General features: G+C 42.0%; 20 protein-coding genes. 15 read left to right on the top strand and 5 right to left on the bottom strand.

The window, feature by feature from the left end; translation table 11 throughout:
• Positions 1 to 9: 9 nt before the first annotated feature.
• The 3 genes from AC1EKL_RS01270 (at position 10) to AC1EKL_RS01260 (ending at position 1,914) form a co-directional block, all read left to right on the top strand.
• The gene (locus AC1EKL_RS01270) at positions 10 to 1,143 is read left to right on the top strand and encodes a THUMP domain-containing class I SAM-dependent RNA methyltransferase (RefSeq protein WP_480189151.1); all 1,134 of its coding nucleotides are present in this window, start codon (positions 10 to 12) and stop codon (positions 1,141 to 1,143) included.
• 187 nt (positions 1,144 to 1,330) lie between these two features.
• On the top strand, positions 1,331 to 1,579 hold the full coding sequence (locus tag AC1EKL_RS01265; RefSeq protein WP_480189150.1) for a type II toxin-antitoxin system HicA family toxin: 249 nt from the start codon (positions 1,331 to 1,333) through the stop codon (positions 1,577 to 1,579).
• Positions 1,579 to 1,914: a type II toxin-antitoxin system HicB family antitoxin gene (locus AC1EKL_RS01260; protein WP_480189149.1), complete on the top strand. Its 336-nt coding sequence runs from the start codon at positions 1,579 to 1,581 to the stop codon at positions 1,912 to 1,914. Before AC1EKL_RS01265 ends, AC1EKL_RS01260 begins: the two co-directional genes overlap by 1 nt.
• A 132-nt stretch (positions 1,915 to 2,046) precedes the next feature.
• Here AC1EKL_RS01260 and AC1EKL_RS01255 read toward each other — a convergent pair whose 3' ends face one another.
• Entirely contained in the window at positions 2,047 to 2,874 is an 828-nt protein-coding gene (locus tag AC1EKL_RS01255; RefSeq protein ID WP_480189148.1) for an aldo/keto reductase, read from the bottom strand.
• 171 nt (positions 2,875 to 3,045) lie between these two features.
• On the opposite strand from AC1EKL_RS01255, the gene AC1EKL_RS01250 reads away from it, so the two are divergent.
• From AC1EKL_RS01250 to AC1EKL_RS01235, 4 genes are all read left to right on the top strand, one after another.
• On the top strand, positions 3,046 to 3,894 hold the full coding sequence (locus tag AC1EKL_RS01250) for a DUF3737 family protein (RefSeq protein ID WP_480189147.1): 849 nt from the start codon (positions 3,046 to 3,048) through the stop codon (positions 3,892 to 3,894).
• Positions 3,895 to 3,896: 2 nt separating this feature from the next.
• On the top strand, positions 3,897 to 5,072 hold the full coding sequence (locus AC1EKL_RS01245) for a MalY/PatB family protein (protein ID WP_480189797.1): 1,176 nt from the start codon (positions 3,897 to 3,899) through the stop codon (positions 5,070 to 5,072).
• A gap of 109 nt (positions 5,073 to 5,181) precedes the next feature.
• Positions 5,182 to 6,933 carry an ABC transporter ATP-binding protein gene (locus tag AC1EKL_RS01240; RefSeq protein WP_480189146.1) on the top strand — a complete coding sequence of 584 codons (1,752 nt, stop codon included), beginning with the start codon at positions 5,182 to 5,184 and terminating at the stop codon, positions 6,931 to 6,933.
• Entirely contained in the window at positions 6,926 to 8,665 is a 1,740-nt protein-coding gene (locus AC1EKL_RS01235) for an ABC transporter ATP-binding protein (protein ID WP_480189145.1), read from the top strand. Before AC1EKL_RS01240 ends, AC1EKL_RS01235 begins: the two co-directional genes overlap by 8 nt.
• A gap of 109 nt (positions 8,666 to 8,774) precedes the next feature.
• Here the strand turns inward: AC1EKL_RS01235 and AC1EKL_RS01230 are convergent, their stop codons facing one another.
• Positions 8,775 to 9,164, bottom strand: coding sequence for a ribonuclease HI family protein (locus AC1EKL_RS01230; protein WP_480189144.1), 390 nt, complete (start codon positions 9,162 to 9,164; stop codon positions 8,775 to 8,777).
• 32 nt (positions 9,165 to 9,196) lie between these two features.
• Between AC1EKL_RS01230 and AC1EKL_RS01225 the strand changes: the two genes are divergently transcribed.
• From AC1EKL_RS01225 to AC1EKL_RS01205, 5 genes are read left to right on the top strand one after another with little or no spacing between them, the layout of a single operon-like run.
• Positions 9,197 to 9,604, top strand: coding sequence for an EbsA family protein (locus AC1EKL_RS01225; RefSeq protein WP_480172208.1), 408 nt, complete (start codon positions 9,197 to 9,199; stop codon positions 9,602 to 9,604).
• Positions 9,594 to 10,097 carry a signal peptidase II gene (lspA, locus tag AC1EKL_RS01220; RefSeq protein WP_480189143.1) on the top strand — a complete coding sequence of 168 codons (504 nt, stop codon included), beginning with the start codon at positions 9,594 to 9,596 and terminating at the stop codon, positions 10,095 to 10,097. The genes AC1EKL_RS01225 and lspA overlap by 11 nt, the downstream gene beginning before the upstream one ends.
• Positions 10,066 to 10,992: an RluA family pseudouridine synthase gene (locus tag AC1EKL_RS01215; RefSeq protein WP_480189142.1), complete on the top strand. Its 927-nt coding sequence runs from the start codon at positions 10,066 to 10,068 to the stop codon at positions 10,990 to 10,992. Before lspA ends, AC1EKL_RS01215 begins: the two co-directional genes overlap by 32 nt.
• Before the next feature lie 49 nt (positions 10,993 to 11,041).
• Complete coding sequence (locus tag AC1EKL_RS01210) at positions 11,042 to 12,124, top strand: carbamoyl phosphate synthase small subunit (RefSeq protein WP_480189141.1); 1,083 nt, start codon at positions 11,042 to 11,044, stop codon at positions 12,122 to 12,124.
• Positions 12,117 to 14,621 (top strand): carbamoyl phosphate synthase preATP-grasp domain-containing protein, encoded by a 2,505-nt coding sequence (locus tag AC1EKL_RS01205; protein WP_480189140.1) that lies wholly within the window; start codon positions 12,117 to 12,119, stop codon positions 14,619 to 14,621. The genes AC1EKL_RS01210 and AC1EKL_RS01205 overlap by 8 nt, the downstream gene beginning before the upstream one ends.
• A 28-nt stretch (positions 14,622 to 14,649) precedes the next feature.
• Here the strand turns inward: AC1EKL_RS01205 and AC1EKL_RS01200 are convergent, their stop codons facing one another.
• Complete coding sequence (locus AC1EKL_RS01200; protein WP_480189139.1) at positions 14,650 to 16,335, bottom strand: NFACT RNA binding domain-containing protein; 1,686 nt, start codon at positions 16,333 to 16,335, stop codon at positions 14,650 to 14,652.
• Positions 16,336 to 16,527: 192 nt separating this feature from the next.
• Here AC1EKL_RS01200 and AC1EKL_RS01195 point away from each other — a divergent pair, with 192 nt between their 5' ends.
• Both AC1EKL_RS01195 and AC1EKL_RS01190 read left to right on the top strand, forming a co-directional pair.
• A complete protein-coding gene (locus tag AC1EKL_RS01195) occupies positions 16,528 to 17,403 on the top strand; it encodes a DegV family protein (protein ID WP_480189138.1) in 876 nt (291 codons plus the stop codon).
• A complete protein-coding gene (locus AC1EKL_RS01190; protein ID WP_480189137.1) occupies positions 17,403 to 17,939 on the top strand; it encodes a hypothetical protein in 537 nt (178 codons plus the stop codon). The genes AC1EKL_RS01195 and AC1EKL_RS01190 overlap by 1 nt, the downstream gene beginning before the upstream one ends.
• Before the next feature lie 21 nt (positions 17,940 to 17,960).
• Here the strand turns inward: AC1EKL_RS01190 and AC1EKL_RS01185 are convergent, their stop codons facing one another.
• The gene (locus AC1EKL_RS01185) at positions 17,961 to 18,617 is read right to left on the bottom strand and encodes an HD domain-containing protein (RefSeq protein WP_480189136.1); all 657 of its coding nucleotides are present in this window, start codon (positions 18,615 to 18,617) and stop codon (positions 17,961 to 17,963) included.
• Between the two features lie 101 nt (positions 18,618 to 18,718).
• On the opposite strand from AC1EKL_RS01185, the gene AC1EKL_RS01180 reads away from it, so the two are divergent.
• Positions 18,719 to 19,537 (top strand): glycosyltransferase family 8 protein, encoded by an 819-nt coding sequence (locus AC1EKL_RS01180; protein ID WP_480189135.1) that lies wholly within the window; start codon positions 18,719 to 18,721, stop codon positions 19,535 to 19,537.
• Here AC1EKL_RS01180 and AC1EKL_RS01175 read toward each other — a convergent pair.
• Positions 19,523 to 20,167 (bottom strand): deoxyribonuclease I, encoded by a 645-nt coding sequence (locus AC1EKL_RS01175; RefSeq protein WP_480189134.1) that lies wholly within the window; start codon positions 20,165 to 20,167, stop codon positions 19,523 to 19,525. The two genes, AC1EKL_RS01180 and AC1EKL_RS01175, sit on opposite strands and share 15 nt — an antisense overlap.

Genomic DNA, 20,167 nt, shown 5'->3' with positions numbered 1-20,167 from the left:
GGATGAATTGTGCAAGAATATCAATTAATTGCCACCGCTGCGGCTGGCATTGAAGCAATTGTCGGCAAGGAATTACGTCGCTTGGGCTATGACACCAGAGTAGAAAACGGGCGGGTTCGCTTTACCGGAACCATTCGTGATGTAATGGTAACCAATTTGTGGCTACGGACGGCTGATCGGATTAAAATTGTGGTTGGTGAATTTGATGCGACGACCTTTGATGACCTTTTTGAACAAACGAAGGCTTTGGCGTGGGATCAATTGTTACCATTAGATGCAGCTTTTCCGGTGGAGGGAAAGAGTCACCGCTCCCAGCTGCATAATGTTCCCAGTGTCCAAGCAATCGTCAAAAAGGCAATTGCTGAAAAAATGATGGCGGTTTACCATCGACGAACGAAGCTTCCGGAAACCGGTAAGTTATATCCATTAGAAGTCGCAATTAATAAAGATCATGTCTTACTAACCTTAGATACTACCGGTGAAAGTTTATTTAAACGTGGTTACCGCCGGGATAAGGGTGGTGCACCATTAAAAGAAAATATGGCGGCTGCTTTAGTGTTATTAGCCCACTGGTTTCCAGACAATCCGTTTGTTGACCCGGTTTGTGGTTCCGGAGCGATTCCGATTGAAGCAGCATTGCTGGGACATAATATTGCCCCTGGGATCAATCGGTCATTTGCCTGTGAGCAATGGTCGAATTTGATGCCATCTGGGTTACCTGATGATGTTCGGGATGACGCGGATGCGCAGGCTGATTATGATGTTAAGTTAGAAATTCACGGCTATGATATTGATCAGAAGATGGTGGAAATTGCCCAACGAAATAGTCAGGCGGCAGGCTTAACGCATGATATTACGTTTAAGCAGTTAGCAGTTAAGGATTGGCGAACAGATGAAATTAACGGTGTGATTGTTGCAAACCCACCTTATGGTGAACGGTTGAGTGACCGGGAAACGGTCCATGAATTATACCGCCAGATGGGTGAATTATACCGACCAATGACTTCGTGGAGTAAGTATATTTTGACGGCTGATTTAGAGTTTGAACACTATTATGGTGCCAAAGCAACCAAACGTCGTAAACTATACAATGGGGCATTGCGAACCGACTTATTCCAATATTGGGGAAAAAAGATTAGATAAAATTATAACCCCTTGGTAATTCAACGTTACCAAGGGGTTTTGTAGTTGCGAAAGGGTCGTATACTGCAGAGATACATCAATATAAATAAAAAGATGTCTTGATTGATTTTGAATTAATTGCCTTATGATCGTATATTGTTATAATATATTTGTAACTATTAATAGTTACAAATATAAAGGACGGATCATGGGACATAAAAACACAATAAAGAAAATAAAATCTGGTTCTAGTAATGTTACTTTTGATGAGGTGGCGAAACTTTTACAGTCACTTGGCTATAAGAAAAATAATAATGGTAAAACAAGTGGATCGAGAATTAAATTCATTAACATAGCAACTGGAAAAATAATTTATTTACACCGACCACATCCTAGGAAAACGTTATTACAATACCAAGTTAAGGCCATTTTAGATGTAATTGGAGATGAAATCTAATGGAAAAATTAATGAAATATAGGGGCTACTACGGAACAGTTGAATACTCATTAGAAGATGAAGTTCTCTATGGTAAGGTTGTTGGAATTAATGGATTACTTTCTTATGAAGGCAGTACGATTAAAGAACTTGAAGATGATTTCCATGGTGTAATTGATGAATATATAGAAGATTGTAAAACTCAAGGAATAACTCCACAACGGTCTTATAAAGGCACGTTTAATGTGCGGATTACTCCTGAACTTCATCGTGATTTAGCCATTGAAGCTGAAAGAAAAGGTGAAACACTCAACAAAATGGTTGGAGAAGCACTCTCTGAATACTTGCACGATTAGATTATTACAAAATTAGAATAAGCAAAGAGTACAAAAAGAACTCCAGTCATCTGTGGCTGGAGTATTTTTTTGATAAAATACAATTCTTGTCTTGTTGTGAAAGGGTTGTAAAGGGGCACATTCAAGCACTGCTTAAATTTTATCGAGTGGTTCTGGATGGGTAGGCGCCGGGTAAATCTTATTTAACCGTTGCAAATCATCGCTCGTCAATTGAATATTTAATGCAGCAATGTTGTCCTTGACGTGCTCGACCTTACCGGCTTTAGGTAGGGGGATGATATTATGATTGCGGAGGATCCAAGCAAGCATGATTTGGTAGGGAGTTGCTTGATGTTCTTGAGCAATTTCTTCAATCGCCCGTTGTGGTCGAATAAAATTCCAGCCCACTGCGTGGAAAGGCGAATAACTTAAAAAGCCGACTTGGTGTTTGATTTGCCAGGGGAGTAAATCATATTCTACGCCACGACTGGTTAAATTATAGAGATCTTCATTAGCAAAGACATGGCTGCCACCCGGTACTTGCATTAAGTCCTGCATGTCATGAATGTCAAAGTTAGAAACGCCCCAATGACGAATTAAGCCTTCCTGCTGCAACTTTTCCAGACTGGCCACAGTAGAAGCAAGATCAGCATTGGCCCGCCAATGGAGCAGGTAGAGATCTAAGTAATCCGTTTTTAGCCGTCGCAAACTTTGTTCTAAGCTACGCCGTTGTAATTTTGGTGTTGCATGTTCTGGCAAAAACTTTGAAATTAAAAAGTACTGGTTGCGGGGGATGCTACGCAAGGCCTGGCCGATTACTTCCTCACTATTGCCATAACTTTCTGCCGTATCAATTACATTTATTCCATTTGCCAAACCAAATTGAATGGCTTGTTGCTCATCAGCGATATTCCGACTAAGAGCCGCACTACCAATGCCAATTGCGGATAGTTTTTCATTTTTTATTTGTAAATACTTCATTTTTCTCCCTCCACGGTCACCATCATTATAATTTGTTTCTAATTACTTATCCATAATTAACGTGCATGGTATTCAATGCAAAAGATGAATTTAACTAAAATACAAATTCGTAATATACTAATAATAAGTATTACTTACAAAAAAGAAGAATAAATATTGGAGAATATAAGAATGAAACAAATCACTGAAGGTTATTTTGATGGCGAACGGCCATTATTTAAGGAACATGATGCGGAAATTATTGACACTACCTTTGGTAAGGGTGAATCTCCACTCAAAGAGACCCATGATTTAAAGTTATCTGGGGTTGTTTTCACGTGGAAGTATCCGTTATGGTATTCCAAGCACGTGGAAGTCACAGACACTATTTTTGAAACGATGTCACGATCCGGGATCTGGTATACTGATGACATCAATATTCATGATTCTGATTTACAGGCTCCTAAATTGTTCCGCCGTTGTAATGGTGTTCATTTGCAGAATGTCTATTTTTCTGATGCGGATGAAACCCTGTGGACTTGTAATGATGTCGAACTAAAGAATGTTCAGGCACGGGGTGATTACTTTGGGATGAATAGTTCCAATATCCGGATTGATGGTTTGGATTTAATTGGTAATTACTGTTTTGATGGTGCTAAGAATATTGAAGTTCATAATTCACGGTTTGTATCCAAGGATGCCTTTTGGAATTGCGAGAACGTGACCATTTATGATTCTAAGATTAGTGGTGAGTATTTAGCCTGGAACACGAAGAATTTGACGTTGGTTAACTGCACGATTGAAAGTAATCAAGGGCTTTGCTACTTGGATGGTATTAAGTTAGTTAATTGTAAGGTGCTTCGTACGGACCTGGCATTTGAATACTGCAAGAATATTGATGCTAAAATTACGACCCACGTGATGAGCATTAAGAGTCCGATTAGTGGCCGGATTCATGTTCCATCAGTTGGCCAAATTATTCTTGATGATCCAGAAATCGATCATTCACAGACTACAATTATTCAAGATGAACAGGAGTGATGATGATGACTAACTATCCAGAATCCGCTAACCGTCGCGATACTAACTCTGTTAAATGGGATGTTGGCAGGGATGAATTACCGATGACGATTGCTGATATGGACTTTAAAACTAGTCCGGCCATTATTCAAGCTATGCAGGATAAACTCCAACTGGGCGCGTTTGGCTACGAAGAGATTCCCGATGAATACTTCAATGCGGTTGCTGATTGGTATGAACAACGTCATGGGTTCAGACCACAAACCGATTGGATGATTTTCACGACGGGAGTGGTGCCGGCAATTTCATCAGCTGTCCGACGTTTAACATCAATTGGTGATAACGTTTTAGTTCAAGCACCAGTTTACAACATTTTTTACAACTCCATTGTCAATAGTGGTCGCCATGTTCTCTCGAGTGACTTAGTTTATGATGCTCAAACGCATTCCTACAGCATTGATTGGCAAGATCTAGAAGCCAAACTGGCAGATCCCTTAACCAACTTAATGATTCTTTGCAACCCGCATAACCCAATGGGCATCATTTGGACGCGGGATCAGTTAATTCGCTTGGCAAAACTGTGTAACCAGTATCATGTCACTATCTTTAGCGATGAAATTCATGGTGATTTTACTTTCAATCAAACTGGCTATGTGCCAATGTTTAGTTTGCCCCTAGATTTAATTCAAAATGTCGAAGTTGCAGTGTCGCCAAGTAAGACCTTTAACGTGGCGGCGCTCCATGCAGCCACGGTGATTGTGCCAAATGCTAACTTACGTGCACAGGTTAGTCGAGGGTTAAATAGTGAAGAACTGGCTGAACCTAATTTAATGGCCATTCCTGGAACGATTGCTGCTTATGAAGATGGATCTTCGTGGTTAGATCGTGTTTTGGCAGCGATTCAGGATAACCGCAAGTTAGTGAACGACTTTGTGCAGGAACAACTTACTGATTGGGTTACTGTTGTTCCAGGAGAAGCAACTTACCTTCTTTGGCTGGATGTAAGTAAACTCACTAATGATTCAACAAAATTAGCGGCGTTTATCCGCAAACAGACGAGATTGATTCTATCAGTTGGAGCGATTTATGGTGGTAATGGCAACTCTTTCTTACGGATGAATGTGGCCTGTTCTGGCAAAACTGTTCTGACCGGATTAGACCGTTTGGCACGGGGAATTACAGACTGGCAAAACCGATAACTTAAAATGAAAATGACGTGATATTCAGATGGACTCCAGTGCGTAGTAGCTTCGAGCACTCTGGAGTCCTATTTACGCACTTACTTAATTTTAGGAATGGGAGGCTTTCATGAAAATATTTCACCAGCTTAATTGGTTCTTTCGACAACAATGGCGACAGTACTTTGGTGGTGTCTTGGCGCTTGTCTTAGTGGCAATTTGTAACGTGATTCCTGCCCGGGTAGTTGGTCAGGTCGTTGATGCAATCAGTGCGCACCGCGTTACTGGACAATGGCTAACACTCATGATTTTGATTATGCTGGTGACGGCCGCTTGTCAATACTTACTGCGGTTTGCTTGGCAAAAATTAGTTTATGGTAGTTCGTATGTTCTAGAGCGCCAGTTACGGGGACGGTTATTTAATCACTATTTACAGATGGATCCGATGTTTTATCAAAAATGGCGCATTGGGGATTTAATGGCTCACGCAACTAATGATGTTGAGGCAGTTCGTGAAGTTGCTAGTTATGGAATCTTGACGTTGGCGGATTCGCTGATTACCGGTGGTTCCATGATTATTGCAATGGGAATGTTTGTCAACTGGCGGTTAACAATTTTAACCTTAGTGCCGTTGCCATTATTAGTACTGTTGGCTAATCGTTTGGGAAACAAAATCCACGATGCATATGGGACTGCTCAAGCGGCTTTCGGTGATCTTAACAACAAAACTCAAGAGAGTATCAGTGGGATGCGGGTTTTAAACGCCCTTGGTGATGAGCAAGCAGATCAACAGGATTTTAGGCGGTATGTTGATCGTACCTATCAGACAAATAAGCGGGCCTATTTCTGGGATGCACTTTTTAACCCGGCAACAACACTGATTATGGGATTAGCCTATGTTATCGCCATTGGGGTTGGTGGTTTGATGGTGAATCAGCACCAAATCAGCGTTGGTCAGTTAGTGACAATGATGACCTATTTAGGTGAACTTGTGTGGCCATTATTTGCAATTGGGACACTTTTTAATACCCTCGAGCGTGGTCGAGCAAGCTACGACCGGATTGAGAAATTACTAGCTGAAGAAAATCAGTGGCAACCTGGGACTGCGCAATCTCAGCTGGCATTCCCTAGTCGGTTGAAAGTCAACTTGGATAAATTTGCTTATCAAGATCACGGGAAACCAGTATTGGAAAACGTTCACTTTCAGGTAAAGCCTGGTGAAATGGTCGGTATTGTTGGACCAACTGGAAGTGGTAAATCAACGTTATTAAGATTATTAGTGCGTGATTTTGATAATTATCGTGGAGAAATTATGTTTGGCAATCAAGAAATCCGTCAAATTCCGCATGACCAATATTTAACACAATTAAGCTATGTGCCACAGACGAATTTCCTGTTTTCCACTAGTATTCAGGATAATTTACGGTTTGCCGATGTTCAGGCACCATTCGTCCAGGTTGAACAATCAGCCACGCAGGCTGTCATTGCGGATGATATTCAACAAATGCCCCACCAATATCAAACCCAAGTTGGTCAACAGGGAATGTCATTATCAGGTGGACAGAAACAACGGGTTGCAATTGGCCGTGCTTTACTAAAAGCGGCGCCGCTACTGATATTGGATGATCCCTTATCTGCAGTGGATGCCCAAACTGCGACGCTGATTGAACGAAATCTTCAGGATCATCACGATCAATCGGTGGTGATGGTAACAAGTCGGTTGAGTACGGTGCAGCACGCCGATTGGGTACTGGTTATGGATCATGGAACAATTATTCAGCAAGGGACACCTCAGCAATTAGCTACGGAACCAGGTTGGTTTAAGGAAACATTAGCAGTTCAGGAACGGCGACAACGATTGGAGGCAGATTTAAATGAATAATAACCGATCTCAGCGACAGATTTTAAATCGCCTTTTTCGAGCTGCCCGTCCCTTCTGGCGGCAGTTTATATTAGCCGTGGTTATGGCGATCCTAGTTAGTATTGTTAATTTACTTCTGCCGCGGATGATTCAATTCTTTATTGATCATTATCTACGTCACGCTCAAGCAACGGCGCAAGTCATGATTGGCTTTGTGATTGCGTATTTTGCGGTTACCGCGATGAAAGCCATCATACAATTTGGTCAAGCGTACAGTTTTGCGATCGGGTCCGAGGCGACCCTGGAGCGCATTCGTTTACAACTTTTTGAAAAGTTACATCGGATGGGGATGGCCTACTATGACCAAACTCCAGTTGGGGAGATTGTTTCGCGGGTGACGAATGATACCAAGACACTGTATAACTTTTGGAACCTGATTTTGAATCTGATTGTTGCAATTGCAGGCCTGGTATCAGCATTTGTTGCTATGATGATGGTTAACCAACTATTGGCGTGGCTCACGGTCGGCTTATTGATGGTCATCATTGGCCTGGTCTTTTTGTATCAACGGGTTAGTGTTCCCGTGTACCACCATGTTCGTGCTACTTTGAGTGACATAAATACCCGCTTAAATGAGACTTTAAGTGGGATTGAAATCATTCAACAATTTGGACAGCAGAAAAGACTTAGCAGTGAATTTGCCAAAGTTAATCGGCAATATTTTAAGTCGCGAAGTAGGTTAATTATTTTTGATTCATTCTTACTCTATCCCGTGGTGAGTTTAATGTTTATTTTGGCTAAAACCGCCACTTTAGGTTATTTTGGTTGGCAAAGTACTAATTTATCGGTTGCGGCCGGGGTTGTGTATGCATTCATCGCATATCAGCAAAACTTTTTTAATCCACTGACTAGTGTAATGGAGAATTTGGCAACCTTTCAGGAAGGGATAGTTGCAGCGCAACGAATATATGAGTTAATGGATCAGCCGACAAATCAACCCCAGCAAAAAAATCGTGACCTCCAGATTGGTGTTGGTAAGATTGAATTTCGTCATGTTACCTTTGGTTACCAGCCAGGACAACCGGTGTTAAGGGACGTTTCGTTTGTTGTTCACCCGGGTAAAAAAGTCGCCTTAGTTGGTCATACGGGTAGTGGAAAAAGTACGATCGTAAATCTTTTGATGCGGTTTTATGAGTTCCAACAGGGACAAATCTTGATTGATGGGCATGATATTCGCGATTACCCACTGATTGAACTCCGCCGAAAGATTGGTTTAGTAGTTCAAGAGCCAATCATTTTTTATGGGACGATTGCCCATAATATTGCGATGTTTGCGCCTGAAAAATCGTCAGCAGTTCGTCGCGCTGCCGAACAAGTTAATGCTGCGCCCTTTATTGCAGCATTACCCGATGGGTATCAAACCCATTTAGGAGAGGGAGGTAGCCAGCTTTCCGTTGGCCAGCGCCAATTAATTTCATTTGCCCGGACGATGTATCGTCATCCAGAAATTTTAATTATGGATGAAGCAACCGCCAATATCGATTCACAAACTGAGGACTTAATTACCACCAGTTTGACGAAAATGGGGGCTGAACAAACCACTATTGCAATTGCCCACCGGTTATCAACGATCCAGGACGCTGATCAGATTCTGGTATTGAAGGCCGGACAAATCATCGAACGGGGGACTCACCAACAACTGATGAAACGGCATGGCTACTATGCTAAATTAGTGACCCTGCAAGAGAAATAGGCAGACCCAGAGATTTTAGATTCTGGATCTGCCTATTTTTAGCTTTTTGAACTTAAAATTAAGTAAACGCGTCCTTATTCAGAATGCTTTTTGTTATACTGGAAGGTGGTTATTCAATTTGCCGGAGTGCTTGGTTAGCAAGATGATGGGCACCATGATTTTCTTTTTCTGGAATCCACTGGGTAATCACAGTTGAAAAGTGTTCCATTAAGGATTCTAAAGAGTTAAGTTGGTCAGCATAATGTTTGCTGTAGTGTTTGCCAATTGCGTCACTCATTAGGCGACTATCAGTATAAAAGAGCGCGACTTCATCTGGAGAATAGTGTTCGATGAGGTAGCGAAAACCAAATTGAGCGGCCAGAAATTCACCGGTGTGATTACTGGCGTTAGTGACGTGATCAGTTAATTGAATTTGTTGTCCATCAACCAGAATCACGGCTCCAAGACCGGTTGGGCCTGGATTATCTTTGGTAGCGGCATCTGTAAATAATTTAATCATTTTTAAAACCACATCCTTTGAAGGAGAACAAAATGGAAGAACAAAAACGGTATTTTTACCAACCTGATTTAACAACAGCGATTATTGATTGGAGTTGGACGCTCATTATTCTAATCATTGGAATCATTATTGCATTTGAGATTACCCATTTTCAATGGATTACGGCAACTTTTATCGCAGTGTTCTTAGTCGTAGCTGCTTTGCAGATTTTTCGTCGGACCGTGGTGATCTCACCAAGTAAGATGGTTTTCAACCGCCTATTAGTGAAGGAATATTTAGTGATTCCAACTAAGGAGATTCGGCAACCACTATTTACGAAGCACACGATGACAATTACGGTTCAAGGCGAAGTCATGACTTTCTCATTTACTGAACGCTCGTTGCGATCGATTCAACACTTGTTGCGCGCAAATGGGGTGATTAAAGACGATGAAAAATAATAAACTTAACTGGCTGCCATACTGCGGGTTGGTTGTCATTTTAATTGGTGCTGATCAATTATTAAAATGGTGGGTAGCAAATAATATTTTACATAACCAAACCCGCCCATTAATTCCGGAATTGGTGGAACTAACCAACTTGCGAAATGATGGTGCGGCGTGGTCATTATTAGAAGGCAAGCAGTGGTTTTTTGCGATTGTTAGCATTATTGCTATTGCTGTTTTAATTTATCTAATGCACCGGTTTAAGGGCCAATGGCTCGTTGAAGTGAGCTTTAGTCTGATTTTTGCGGGAACAATTGGTAATTTCATTGATCGACTTCGCTTTGGGTATGTCGTTGATATGTTTGAACTAATGCCAATTAATTTTCCCGTATTTAATATTGCAGACGCTTGTTTGACCGTTGGTGTCGTGATTTTAATTATCATGGTGTTGTTAGAGAAGGATGAAGGGGATCGTAATGCCGAATCAACCAACCCAACTAAAGATTAGCACTCAAGAGACTGGAAGAATTGATAAACAACTCGCCACGCTCTTACCAGATGTGTCTCGTTCACAAATCAAAAAATGGATTGAGGATGGTAATGTGACGGTGAATAAGCAGTCTGTAAAACCGAAATATCATCTTCAAGCAGGCGATATTGTTCAAGTGATTCCTAAACAACCACAAAAGATTGATTTGGAACCAGAGAAGATTCCCTTAGAAATTGTTTATGAAGATGATGATGTCTTGGTCGTCAATAAACCACAGGGAATGGTGGTTCATCCATCTGCGGGTCATCCTAACCATACCTTGGTTAATGCGTTATTGTATCATTGTCCACTATCACATATTAATGGCGAATATCGGCCAGGAATCGTTCACCGGATTGATAAGGACACCTCAGGATTATTAATGGTCGCTAAAAATGATCGGGCCCATCGCTCACTGGCGGCGCAATTAAAGGCAAAAACCAATCAACGTGAATACGTAGCGTTAGTTCATGGCGTTATCAAAGAAGACCAAGGCACCATCGATGCTCCACTTGGCCGATCAGCAAAGGATCGTAAAAAGCAAGCCGTGGTGGCTGACGGACGACCGGCAGTGACCCACTTTCGGGTACTCAAACGATACTTGCATTACACATTAGTTGCCTGCAAATTAGAAACCGGTCGAACCCACCAGATTCGGGTTCACATGAAATACATTGGTCATCCGCTGGCTGGTGATCCGTTGTATGGACCACGGAAAACCTTGAAGGGAAATGGTCAGTATTTACATGCTCGTTTATTAGGCTTTGAGCATCCGGTTACGGGTAAGGAAATGGTGTTTGAGGCACCCTTGCCGACTTGGTTTGCGCAAATGTTAAAGCATTTGGATCAAACAGATTTGCCACGGACAAATTAAAATGTGGTGTAGAATGAAAAAGTACTAATTGACAGAAGGGGAAATTTCAATGACAGCCCATTATTTAATTTTGGAAGATGGTTCGGTTTACGCCGGTGATAGCTTTGGTTCGCCAGCGGTCACTTTTGGTGAAGTAGTTTTTAATACCAGTATGGCTGGTTACCAAGAAATTATTACGAACCCCATCTATGATAACCAAATTATTGTTTTCACCCAACCGAATGTCGGTAATGTGCCAATTAATCGGAATATTTACGAATCAATCGTTCCAGCAGCTAAAGGAGTGATTGTGCGCGATTTGGCGGCATTTGATGACCAACACCGTCAGAGCCTTAGTCATTACCTTCAGCAAATGAATATTCCTGGAATTACGAACGTTGATACACGCGCACTTGTTCATAAATTGCGTTCCGCCACTGAACCCATTCGGGGGAGTATTGTTCCTGTTCCTGACGACCATGCATTTGATCAACTCCATGCGACAGTCTTAACTAATCAACAGGTGGCCCAAGTAGCGACGCCAAAACCATATCCTAACCCTGATGTTGGCAAGACAGTTGTGGTAGTTGACTTCGGACTCAAAAATGGGGTTTTACGGGAACTTTCCCGTCGGAAATGTAACGTTACCGTTTTACCGTACACTTCGACTGCCGACGAAATTTTACGGTTAGATCCAGATGGAGTCGTTTTTTCTAGTGGTCCAGGAGATCCGCATAGTTTAAAAAAATCGGTCTTAAAAATGATTCAAGAAGTTCAGCAGCACGTGCCCGTTTTCGGGATTGGCTTAGGACATGAATTATTTGCCATGGCTAACGGTGCAACTGTCAAACGACGCCCCGTTGAACATCATGGAATGAATCACCCAATTAAGGAAATTATTACTGATCAGATTGATTATGCTAGTCAAAGTGCCGGTTTTGAAGTGGATCGGGAAAGTGTTGATCGGCAAAAGCTTTTTATTACTTACGTTGATTTGCTTGATAACAGTGTTCAAGGACTTCGGCATCGACAATATCCGGCGTTTTCCGTTCAATTCTTTCCTGATGGTGCGCCAGGTCCTGACGAAACCGATCCATTATTTGATGAGTTCATGGATCTCATGAATCAGCGAGGAGATGAAGATTTTGGCTGATAGTAAACCAACAGCTTTGATTATTGGTGCTGGGAGTGACAATTTGCAGCAAGGCGGTGAACTCGACTATGCAACTCTAGAAGTTGGCAGGACCTTGCAAAAAGCTGGTTTTGAAACCGTTTTAGTGGATGATAATCCATTTTCGACGTCACTTGATACAACGAGTGCAATTACGCAACGCTATATTTTACCACTAACTGCCCAGAGTATTATTGAAGTGATTAATCAACGTCATCCGCAGCTGATTGTGCCAACGCTTGGCGGACGACGCGCCTTTGAAATTCTTCAAACGGTTAGTGAATCAGGAATTTTAACTGAGAACGATATTCAGATTGCAGGAGTACCTGAAGCGACAGTTCGCCAGGTTAATAACCCGATGTTATTAAACCAGACGTTGCGGCGATTGCAGGCACCAACAAAAAAGATCGCTACGGTGGATAACTATCAGGCGGCATTAGAAATGGCGCAAGAGGTTGGTTTCCCAGTGGTGGTTCGTGCTGTCTTTCCCAAGTCACTTCGGATGCGACGAATTGTGCAGGATAGCGAAGAATTACGAACCGCCGTTAGTCGGGGAATTCAAATGTCGCGCAGTGGTCAGGTAATGGTTCAACAAAGTCTAGCGGGATTGAAAGAAATTGAAGTGATGGTCATGCGCGATTCCTCAGGTAATATGATGTGCCTCGGAATTGCTGAAGACATTGATCCGATTGGGATTCATGCTGGTGATTCAATTACTGTCCTCCCAGCGCAAACGTTATTGGATCGTAACATTCAGGATATGCGGAATACGGCTTTTGCGATTACTCGCAAGCTACGGATCGTCGGGATTAATCACGTTCAGTTTGCTTTTGACCCTCACCAAAACCGCTATTATGTGATCAAAAATAGCCCGTACTTTGATCGCATTAGCACGTTTACTGAAATTGCGACGGGTTATCCTGTGAGTCGGGTCGTTGGTCATTTATATGCTGGTGAATTACTGAGAAATATTCACCTCGATCACGGATTAACGAAGCATACGGCGGTCACAGAACCAGTGATGGATCGGGCAGCGGTACGGATGCCAGTTTTTCCTTTTAGCCAATTAACTGTTAATAATCAAAAATTAGGTACTCAAAAGAAATCAGTCGGCAGTACCATCGGTATTGGCCGTAGTTTGATTGAAGCATTACTTAAAGCGAACGCGGATTATCAATTTGGCTGGCATAATGGTCAGGCCAAATTAATGCAAGGGATTAGTGACGATCAATTAGATCAGTTGCTGATCCATCCCCATGGTGACCGGCTCTATTCACTAATTGAGGCGATTCGTCGAGGATATTCAGAAAAAGAATTAGCAGAGTTAACTAAGATTGACCGCTATTATTTAGCGCAATTTAACCGTCTGTTAAAAATTCAGACGGAAATTCAGCAGCTACAAGAAAGCCCGGCAGTTCTGAAAGAGGCTAAATATTGGGGATTTGATGATGGAAAAATTGCAGAATTATGGGAGACTAGTGATGAGCAAATTTTCCATCTACGCGAACAGCACCAGATCAACCGAACATTTAAAGAAGTTGATCCATCGGCGGGGGAATTTGATCAGCATTCCCGAACTTTCTATTCTACGTTTGAAATTGAAAATGAAAGCCGTCCGGAGGATAGTCAACCAATTTTAGTCGTTGGTAGTGGTGCCCGTCGACTTGGTAACGGGAATGCAAATGATTACGTAATTAGCCGGGTGATGAACGAATTACGTAATCATGGTTATCGAATCGTGCTGGTGAATGATAATCCTAGTTCACCAACCATGGCAGGACTCTTTTCAGATAAACGGTATGTTGAACCATTAACGAACGAAACTGTTATGGATATTGTGCGGGTTGAAAATCCGGCCAAGGTGATGGTGGCTTCCAATCAGGGTGAGTTAATGGAACGTTTACGGAGGCATTTGCCTGAATCTATGCCGCTCCTTACCATTCCAACGGCAGATCAGTTGGAGGATGTGGTCAGCAATGAGCCACTTTTGGAGTATAATGCCTTGTTTGATGGTCAATACGTTTACCCATTGGGAATGACGGCTGCGTTGCAAGCAGATGACCAGCTTAACTATCGGACTGTTGCTAAGCGGTATCCAACCACCTTAGCGCCAGCAGATGTCAAAAAGGTCATGGCACTCGGTGAGCAATCGGTGCGTGAGCTAACCAGTCCGGGACTTTATCAGGTTTTGTTGAAAACTGATTCGCTTGGCAATTACCAGGTTCAAATGTTACGCTCCTTGCCGGCGCCGGACATTGCATTTCTATCAAAGGTTTTGCAATTAGATTTATCCGCAGTGCTGGCTCGTTTGGCGATTAATAAGTTTAGCGGTAAATTACTGCAACGCTCAATGGAAAAGCAACCGTCGCAACAACGGACAGCCGTCTATCGAGCACTATTCCCGTTTAAGGCGTTGCAAATCAAGGAACTGCCAACGGCGCTCAAGGTGATGGGTGCAGAAATGCAGTTTATAGAATAAAAAGGATTGGGAATTTTCCCAATCCTTTTTAATTTTGTAATAGCTTCGGAGTCACGCTCAGCGTCTTCTGACCCCGAAAAATAACGAAACCTGGCTTGGCACCATTTGGCTTATGCAGTTGTTTGACCCGTAAGTAGTCTACCGGAACGTGATCAGAATTACGTCCCTTGGAGAAATAGGCGGCCAGCTCTGCAGCCTCTTGAATCGTCTCGTCAGTCGGGGCAGTGCTCCGAACGATCACGTGGGATCCCGGCATATCTTTAACGTGGAACCAAAACTCATTCTTATTGGCGGTCTTAAAACTTAAGCGATCATTTTGTAAATTATTTTTACCGACCAAAATGGTGGTTCCGTCACTAGCATGGAATTCTTCTGGCTTGCTGGTACGAACTTTACGTTTCTTCTTACCTTTATTCCGTTGTTTAATGTAGCCTTGTTCCTGTAGTTCGACCTTAATATCTTGAACATCAGCGGGGGAGGCAATTTCAATTTGACTCAATATATTTTCAAAGTAGTCAATTTCCTTTTGCGTCAATGCTAATTGCTCATTCACGTATGCAACGGAAGCCTTCAGTTTATCGTACTTGGTAAAGTATTTTTGGGCGTTCTTAGATGGAGAAAGCTCAGGTGCTAGCTTAATATGTAACGGCTGGTTATTATCATAGAAGTTAGGCAGATCAATGCCAGTCATCCCGGCCTTAACTTGGCCCATAAAGGTGGTTAAAATTTCACCCCGGACCCGGTAATAATCTGCATCCGCAGCTTCAGAAAGTTGGTGATGCAGCTTTTTTACCTTACGACGATCTTTTTTGAGTTCGTTCTTAACAACTTTTAAAACTTGCCCAGCTAGTTCCTTTGTCCGGTCACTTTCCGCTTTTTGGGCGTAGAAGGCATCAAGCATAGCACTTAAAGTTGGAAATGTTTGCAGTGAACCTTGATGATCAACCGGTGGAAAAGCCATGAATGACTTCTTACCATGGTCATTGGTAAGAATGGTCGGTGTCGGGTGGTTGAAGTGATTGATAAACTGTTCATAAGCAGTTGGCAGGTTATCAGCAGTCAACAGTTCACTTGCTAATTCGTGAGCCGTTGCTGGCGCTAATCCTTGATAAGTTTGCTGAAGTGCATGTGACAGACCATCAAGATCCGATTGATATTGACGAACGAGGTCCGAATACTTTTGGTTCGGTAGGTAGGGATTGGTTCGTTCTTGTTTTGGCGGCATCACGAATGGTGCCCCCGGCAATAGGATCCGGACCCGGTTTTGATCCGAACCAACATGTTTAATTGTCTCGATGATTTTACCATTGGGTTCACTGACTAACGAAACGTTACTATGACGGGCCATAATTTCAATATAAATAACTAATTTTTGGTTATCACCGAGTTCATCGCGGTTGGTAAAGTTAATTTTCACAATTCGGTCGTTTTCAACCTGTTCAATTGATTCGATAATGGCACCTTCCAGGTATTTGCGCATCGTCATCGCAAAATTACTTGGTACTGCCGGATTTTGGTAAGAAATGGTGGTTAGTTGAATCCGGGGGTAGGATGGGTTCGCAGAAACCAGTAATGAGTAATTGTGGCGGTGTGCCCGTACAACCATCACCATTTCGGCTGGATACGGCTGATTAACGCGCATTACCCGACCAGTTTGTAATGTATCATTAAGTTCTTTAACCATTGCATGGGTAAAAAAACCATCAAAAGCCATTGGGCAGGTCCTCCTTTTTAGACATTTAAATACTATTATACCTTTTTTGACGAATCCAGTAAAACACTGTAAGCTAATTAATGATTGTCATATCAAGCAAGATATGGTATTTTTTTAGTATTATTGAGTTCAAAATTAAAGCAATTATTTACATTAAAATCATTTCGAAAATCATATTTGGAGGAAATAACAATGAAAATTGCGGTTGTTACCGACAGTACAGCATACTTAACCGCAAAGGAAGTTGCGGATTATCATATCCATGTCGTCCCAATTCCGTTTACGATTGACGGTAAAGATTACCAAGAAGGCGTTGACATCACGACAGAAGATTTTTATCGTGAATTAAAAACCTCAAAAACCTTCCCAAGTACCTCGCAGCCACCAATTGGTGAAATGATGGCGTTATACCAAAAGTTGGCGGATGAAGGCTATGATGCGGTTATTAGTATTCACTTGGCGAAGAGTATTTCTGGTTTTTTAAATAATATTCAACTGCTTGCGGAGCAGATGAAGGATACCATCAAGATTGTACCATTTGATTCGCAAATCACGGTTAAGTTGATGGGACAACTCGCGATTGAAGCTGCAAAACTTGTTGACCAGGGTGATGATGTTGATACCATCGTCGATAAATTAACTAAGTTGCGGGCAACCATTCATGACGATTTTGTAGTTGATGACTTACAAAATCTGGTGCGGGGTGGTCGCTTATCTAATGCTTCAGCTTTTGTTGGCTCGATTTTGCGTATTAAGCCATTATTGTCATTTGATAATCCCAACCATGCGATTGAGGCGTTTGAAAAGGTGCGTTCAATGAAAAAGGCGAAGCTCCGGGTCGAACAAATTTTTGATGAATCCCTTGCGAAGACTGATTATCCAGTTCGGGCATACGTTTTCCATGCCGCAGCTGAAGAGGCAGGACAAAAGTGGCTTGCTGATTTGCAAGAGAAGCATCCTGAGATTGATTTCGAATTATCATACTTTGGCCCAGTTATTGGTGTCCACCTTGGTCAAGGAGCTCTTGCGCTAGGGTGGATGCAGGATACCAGAAAGAAGCCACTATAATGAAAAAATGGGGTTTATGGTCTGGCTTAACTGTGTTTGCGCTACTCCTATGTTTTGTGCAATGGCATTATCCATTGCCAACTGGTGCCGTGACGGTTCAAATTGCTGGTATCATAGTGATGATTATTGCCTTAGGGATGAATCTATTGCAAAGTTATGGTACCTTGGCGGTAGTGATGGTTACTATGCTGCTATTAAATATCCATAATTGGACAACGATGGTGCCAATCTTGCTTAGTTTATTGGTCGTTTCAATGATTCTACGTTGGCAAACGCCGCTGACGGTGCATATGAGTCATACGGAGGCCATTAATTTTGGCCTTATTGCAGGATTGTGCCAGTTCGTTGGGATGTTGGCGGTCGTATTTGTGCAGGCCTTATTAATTACTAATAAGTGGGCCGACTTTACGATGATATTGGGGATGGGGCTACCGGCTTCCTTACTCAATGGCCTGCTAGACTGTTTATTAATTCCACCATTAACGTTGTGGTTACGTCACTATACAGAAGTAGTTGAAAAAAATAATCAGGAGTAAATTTTACTCCTGATTATTTTTTTAGCGGATTGATGCCCATTCATCTTTAAATTCATCAAGGAAGTCCAGCATAACTTGCTGACGATGAGCAGCGATTTGTTGTGCGGCCTTGGTATTTAACATCGGTTTAATTTTTAATAACTTTTCGTAAAAATGATTAATAATGGTTTCGTGACGCAGGTCGCGGTAATCATCACGCGTCATATTTTCCCGTGGAGCCATTTCTGGATCATAAATCCGCTCACCGTGCTTGCCACCAAAATAGATAGCACGGACAATTCCAATTCCGCCAATGGCATCGAGCCAATCGGCGTCTTGAACTACCTGACCCTCGGGTGATAGCACTGGTCGTTTGCCATCTAAAGTATCAGCAAACGACATTTGAGTAATAATTGCCATGACTGCGTGGATCTGATTTTGGGTAAAATCAATTTTGCGCAAAAATTCCCGCAGTTCATCCTGGGCTTCTTTGACACTCATGACTAGTTTTTCATCAATCGTGTCATGTAAATAGGCGGCTGCAGTGGCGATAAATTCATCGACTTGTTCATCTTTAGCTAGCCGCTTGGTCATTTTAACTACTCGACGGATGTGATCAAGGCCGTGGCCGGTATGATCCATGCCAAGTTTTTGAATCGTGTAGTGTTTCACAGCATCGAGCTGCTCTGCTGGTTCCATTATTTTAACTTTCCTCTCTAATTCCAGTTAGCATTAAGGGTAAATCATCTGTTTCCGATTGGCAAGTCCTTCGGTATAATAATCTTGATAAGGAGGATACTATGAACCTACTATTTTCGATTGATGATCGTTTTTATCAGCAACTGCTAACCGTTTTATACTCCATTGACCTTAATTCATCAGCGAATGATATTAATGTCTATGTCATTGTGACCAAGGATTTTTCCCATTCAGCTGAATTGGCAGCCGGGTGTCAAAAATTAGGAATGCATTATCATCAGGTGGAGATTCCCGAAAGTGCTTTTCAAAATGCCCCGGTTACGGATCGCTATCCTACGACAATTTACTATCGGCTGTTAGCACATCTCTATTTACCAAAGCAATTACATCGGATTTTGTACTTGGATGCAGATTTATTATGCATTAATGATTTGCGGCCACTTTATGATATTGATCTCAAAAACTACATGTATGCTTCTGCAATTCATACTAATCTGACGAATGCGACGGATGTGATTAATAAAATTCGTTTGCAAAATTTTGATGCGGATGGCTACTATAATTCGGGAGTTCTCTTAATGAATTTAGATGAAATTCGCCGACGAGTCGATCCCACTACCATTTTTGACTATATTCGTGACCATATTCTCCTGTTACCAGATCAGGATGTTTTAAACGCACTTTATGGCCGTTACATTCTTTCTGTTCCAGATGAATTGTATAATTTTGATGCCCGTAATCTCCGGGTATATGAAACAATCACACTTGGTAGATGTACCCTAGACTGGGTAATCAAGAACACGGTGATTCTGCACTATTGTGGACGACAAAAACCATGGTTAGAAACTACTAACCATGGCCGTTTTACATCACTTTATAAAAATTATTTCCAAATGACGAGTAGATTAATGCAGAATTAGTTGGTGACCATTAAGGAAACTTTCCGTAAAGTGATCAGTTCGCCGCAGGTATTTTTTACCAAATTCATCAATTAACCCGTGAAATTCTTGGGCATCCACTAGTGAAAATTCGGCCGTTAGTTGACAGCGGCGTGCTAGGGACTGATAATCCTTTAATTCTTTGATGCCTAAGTGGGTAAAGAGGGTTCGTGCATATTTATCACTAATGAAGGCGGGCTGGTCAAAGACATAGGTAAGTAAAACATCGGCAGTTTCATTGCCAATGCCATGGAGGGTTAGGAGCTTTTTTCGCAACTTCTTACCAAACCGTTGGGCCACTAATTCAGGTTGAAAATTAAACTGATGATACCAAGCAAAGAAATTATGAATCGCCTTACCCTTATTTTTAAAGAATCCCGCTGGGCGAATCAGATTTTCTAATTTTGCTGACGGTAAACTAAGTAAAGCATTGCCATCAAAAGCAGTTTGGTTACGTAAATTAGCGGTGGCGCGCTCGGCATTCTCAGCATTGGTGTTTTGAATGAGGATCGCTTCGCAAATAATTTCATTTTTGGAATCAGCTGGCCACCAACCAGTCGGTCCCATTTGGTGCAGCATCAGCTGATAAAGTTCGTACAAGGTAATTTTCAT

It is taken from the genome of Limosilactobacillus sp. C0001E2, assembly GCF_056590915.1.
This window is presented reverse-complemented; position numbering and strand designations above follow the sequence as displayed.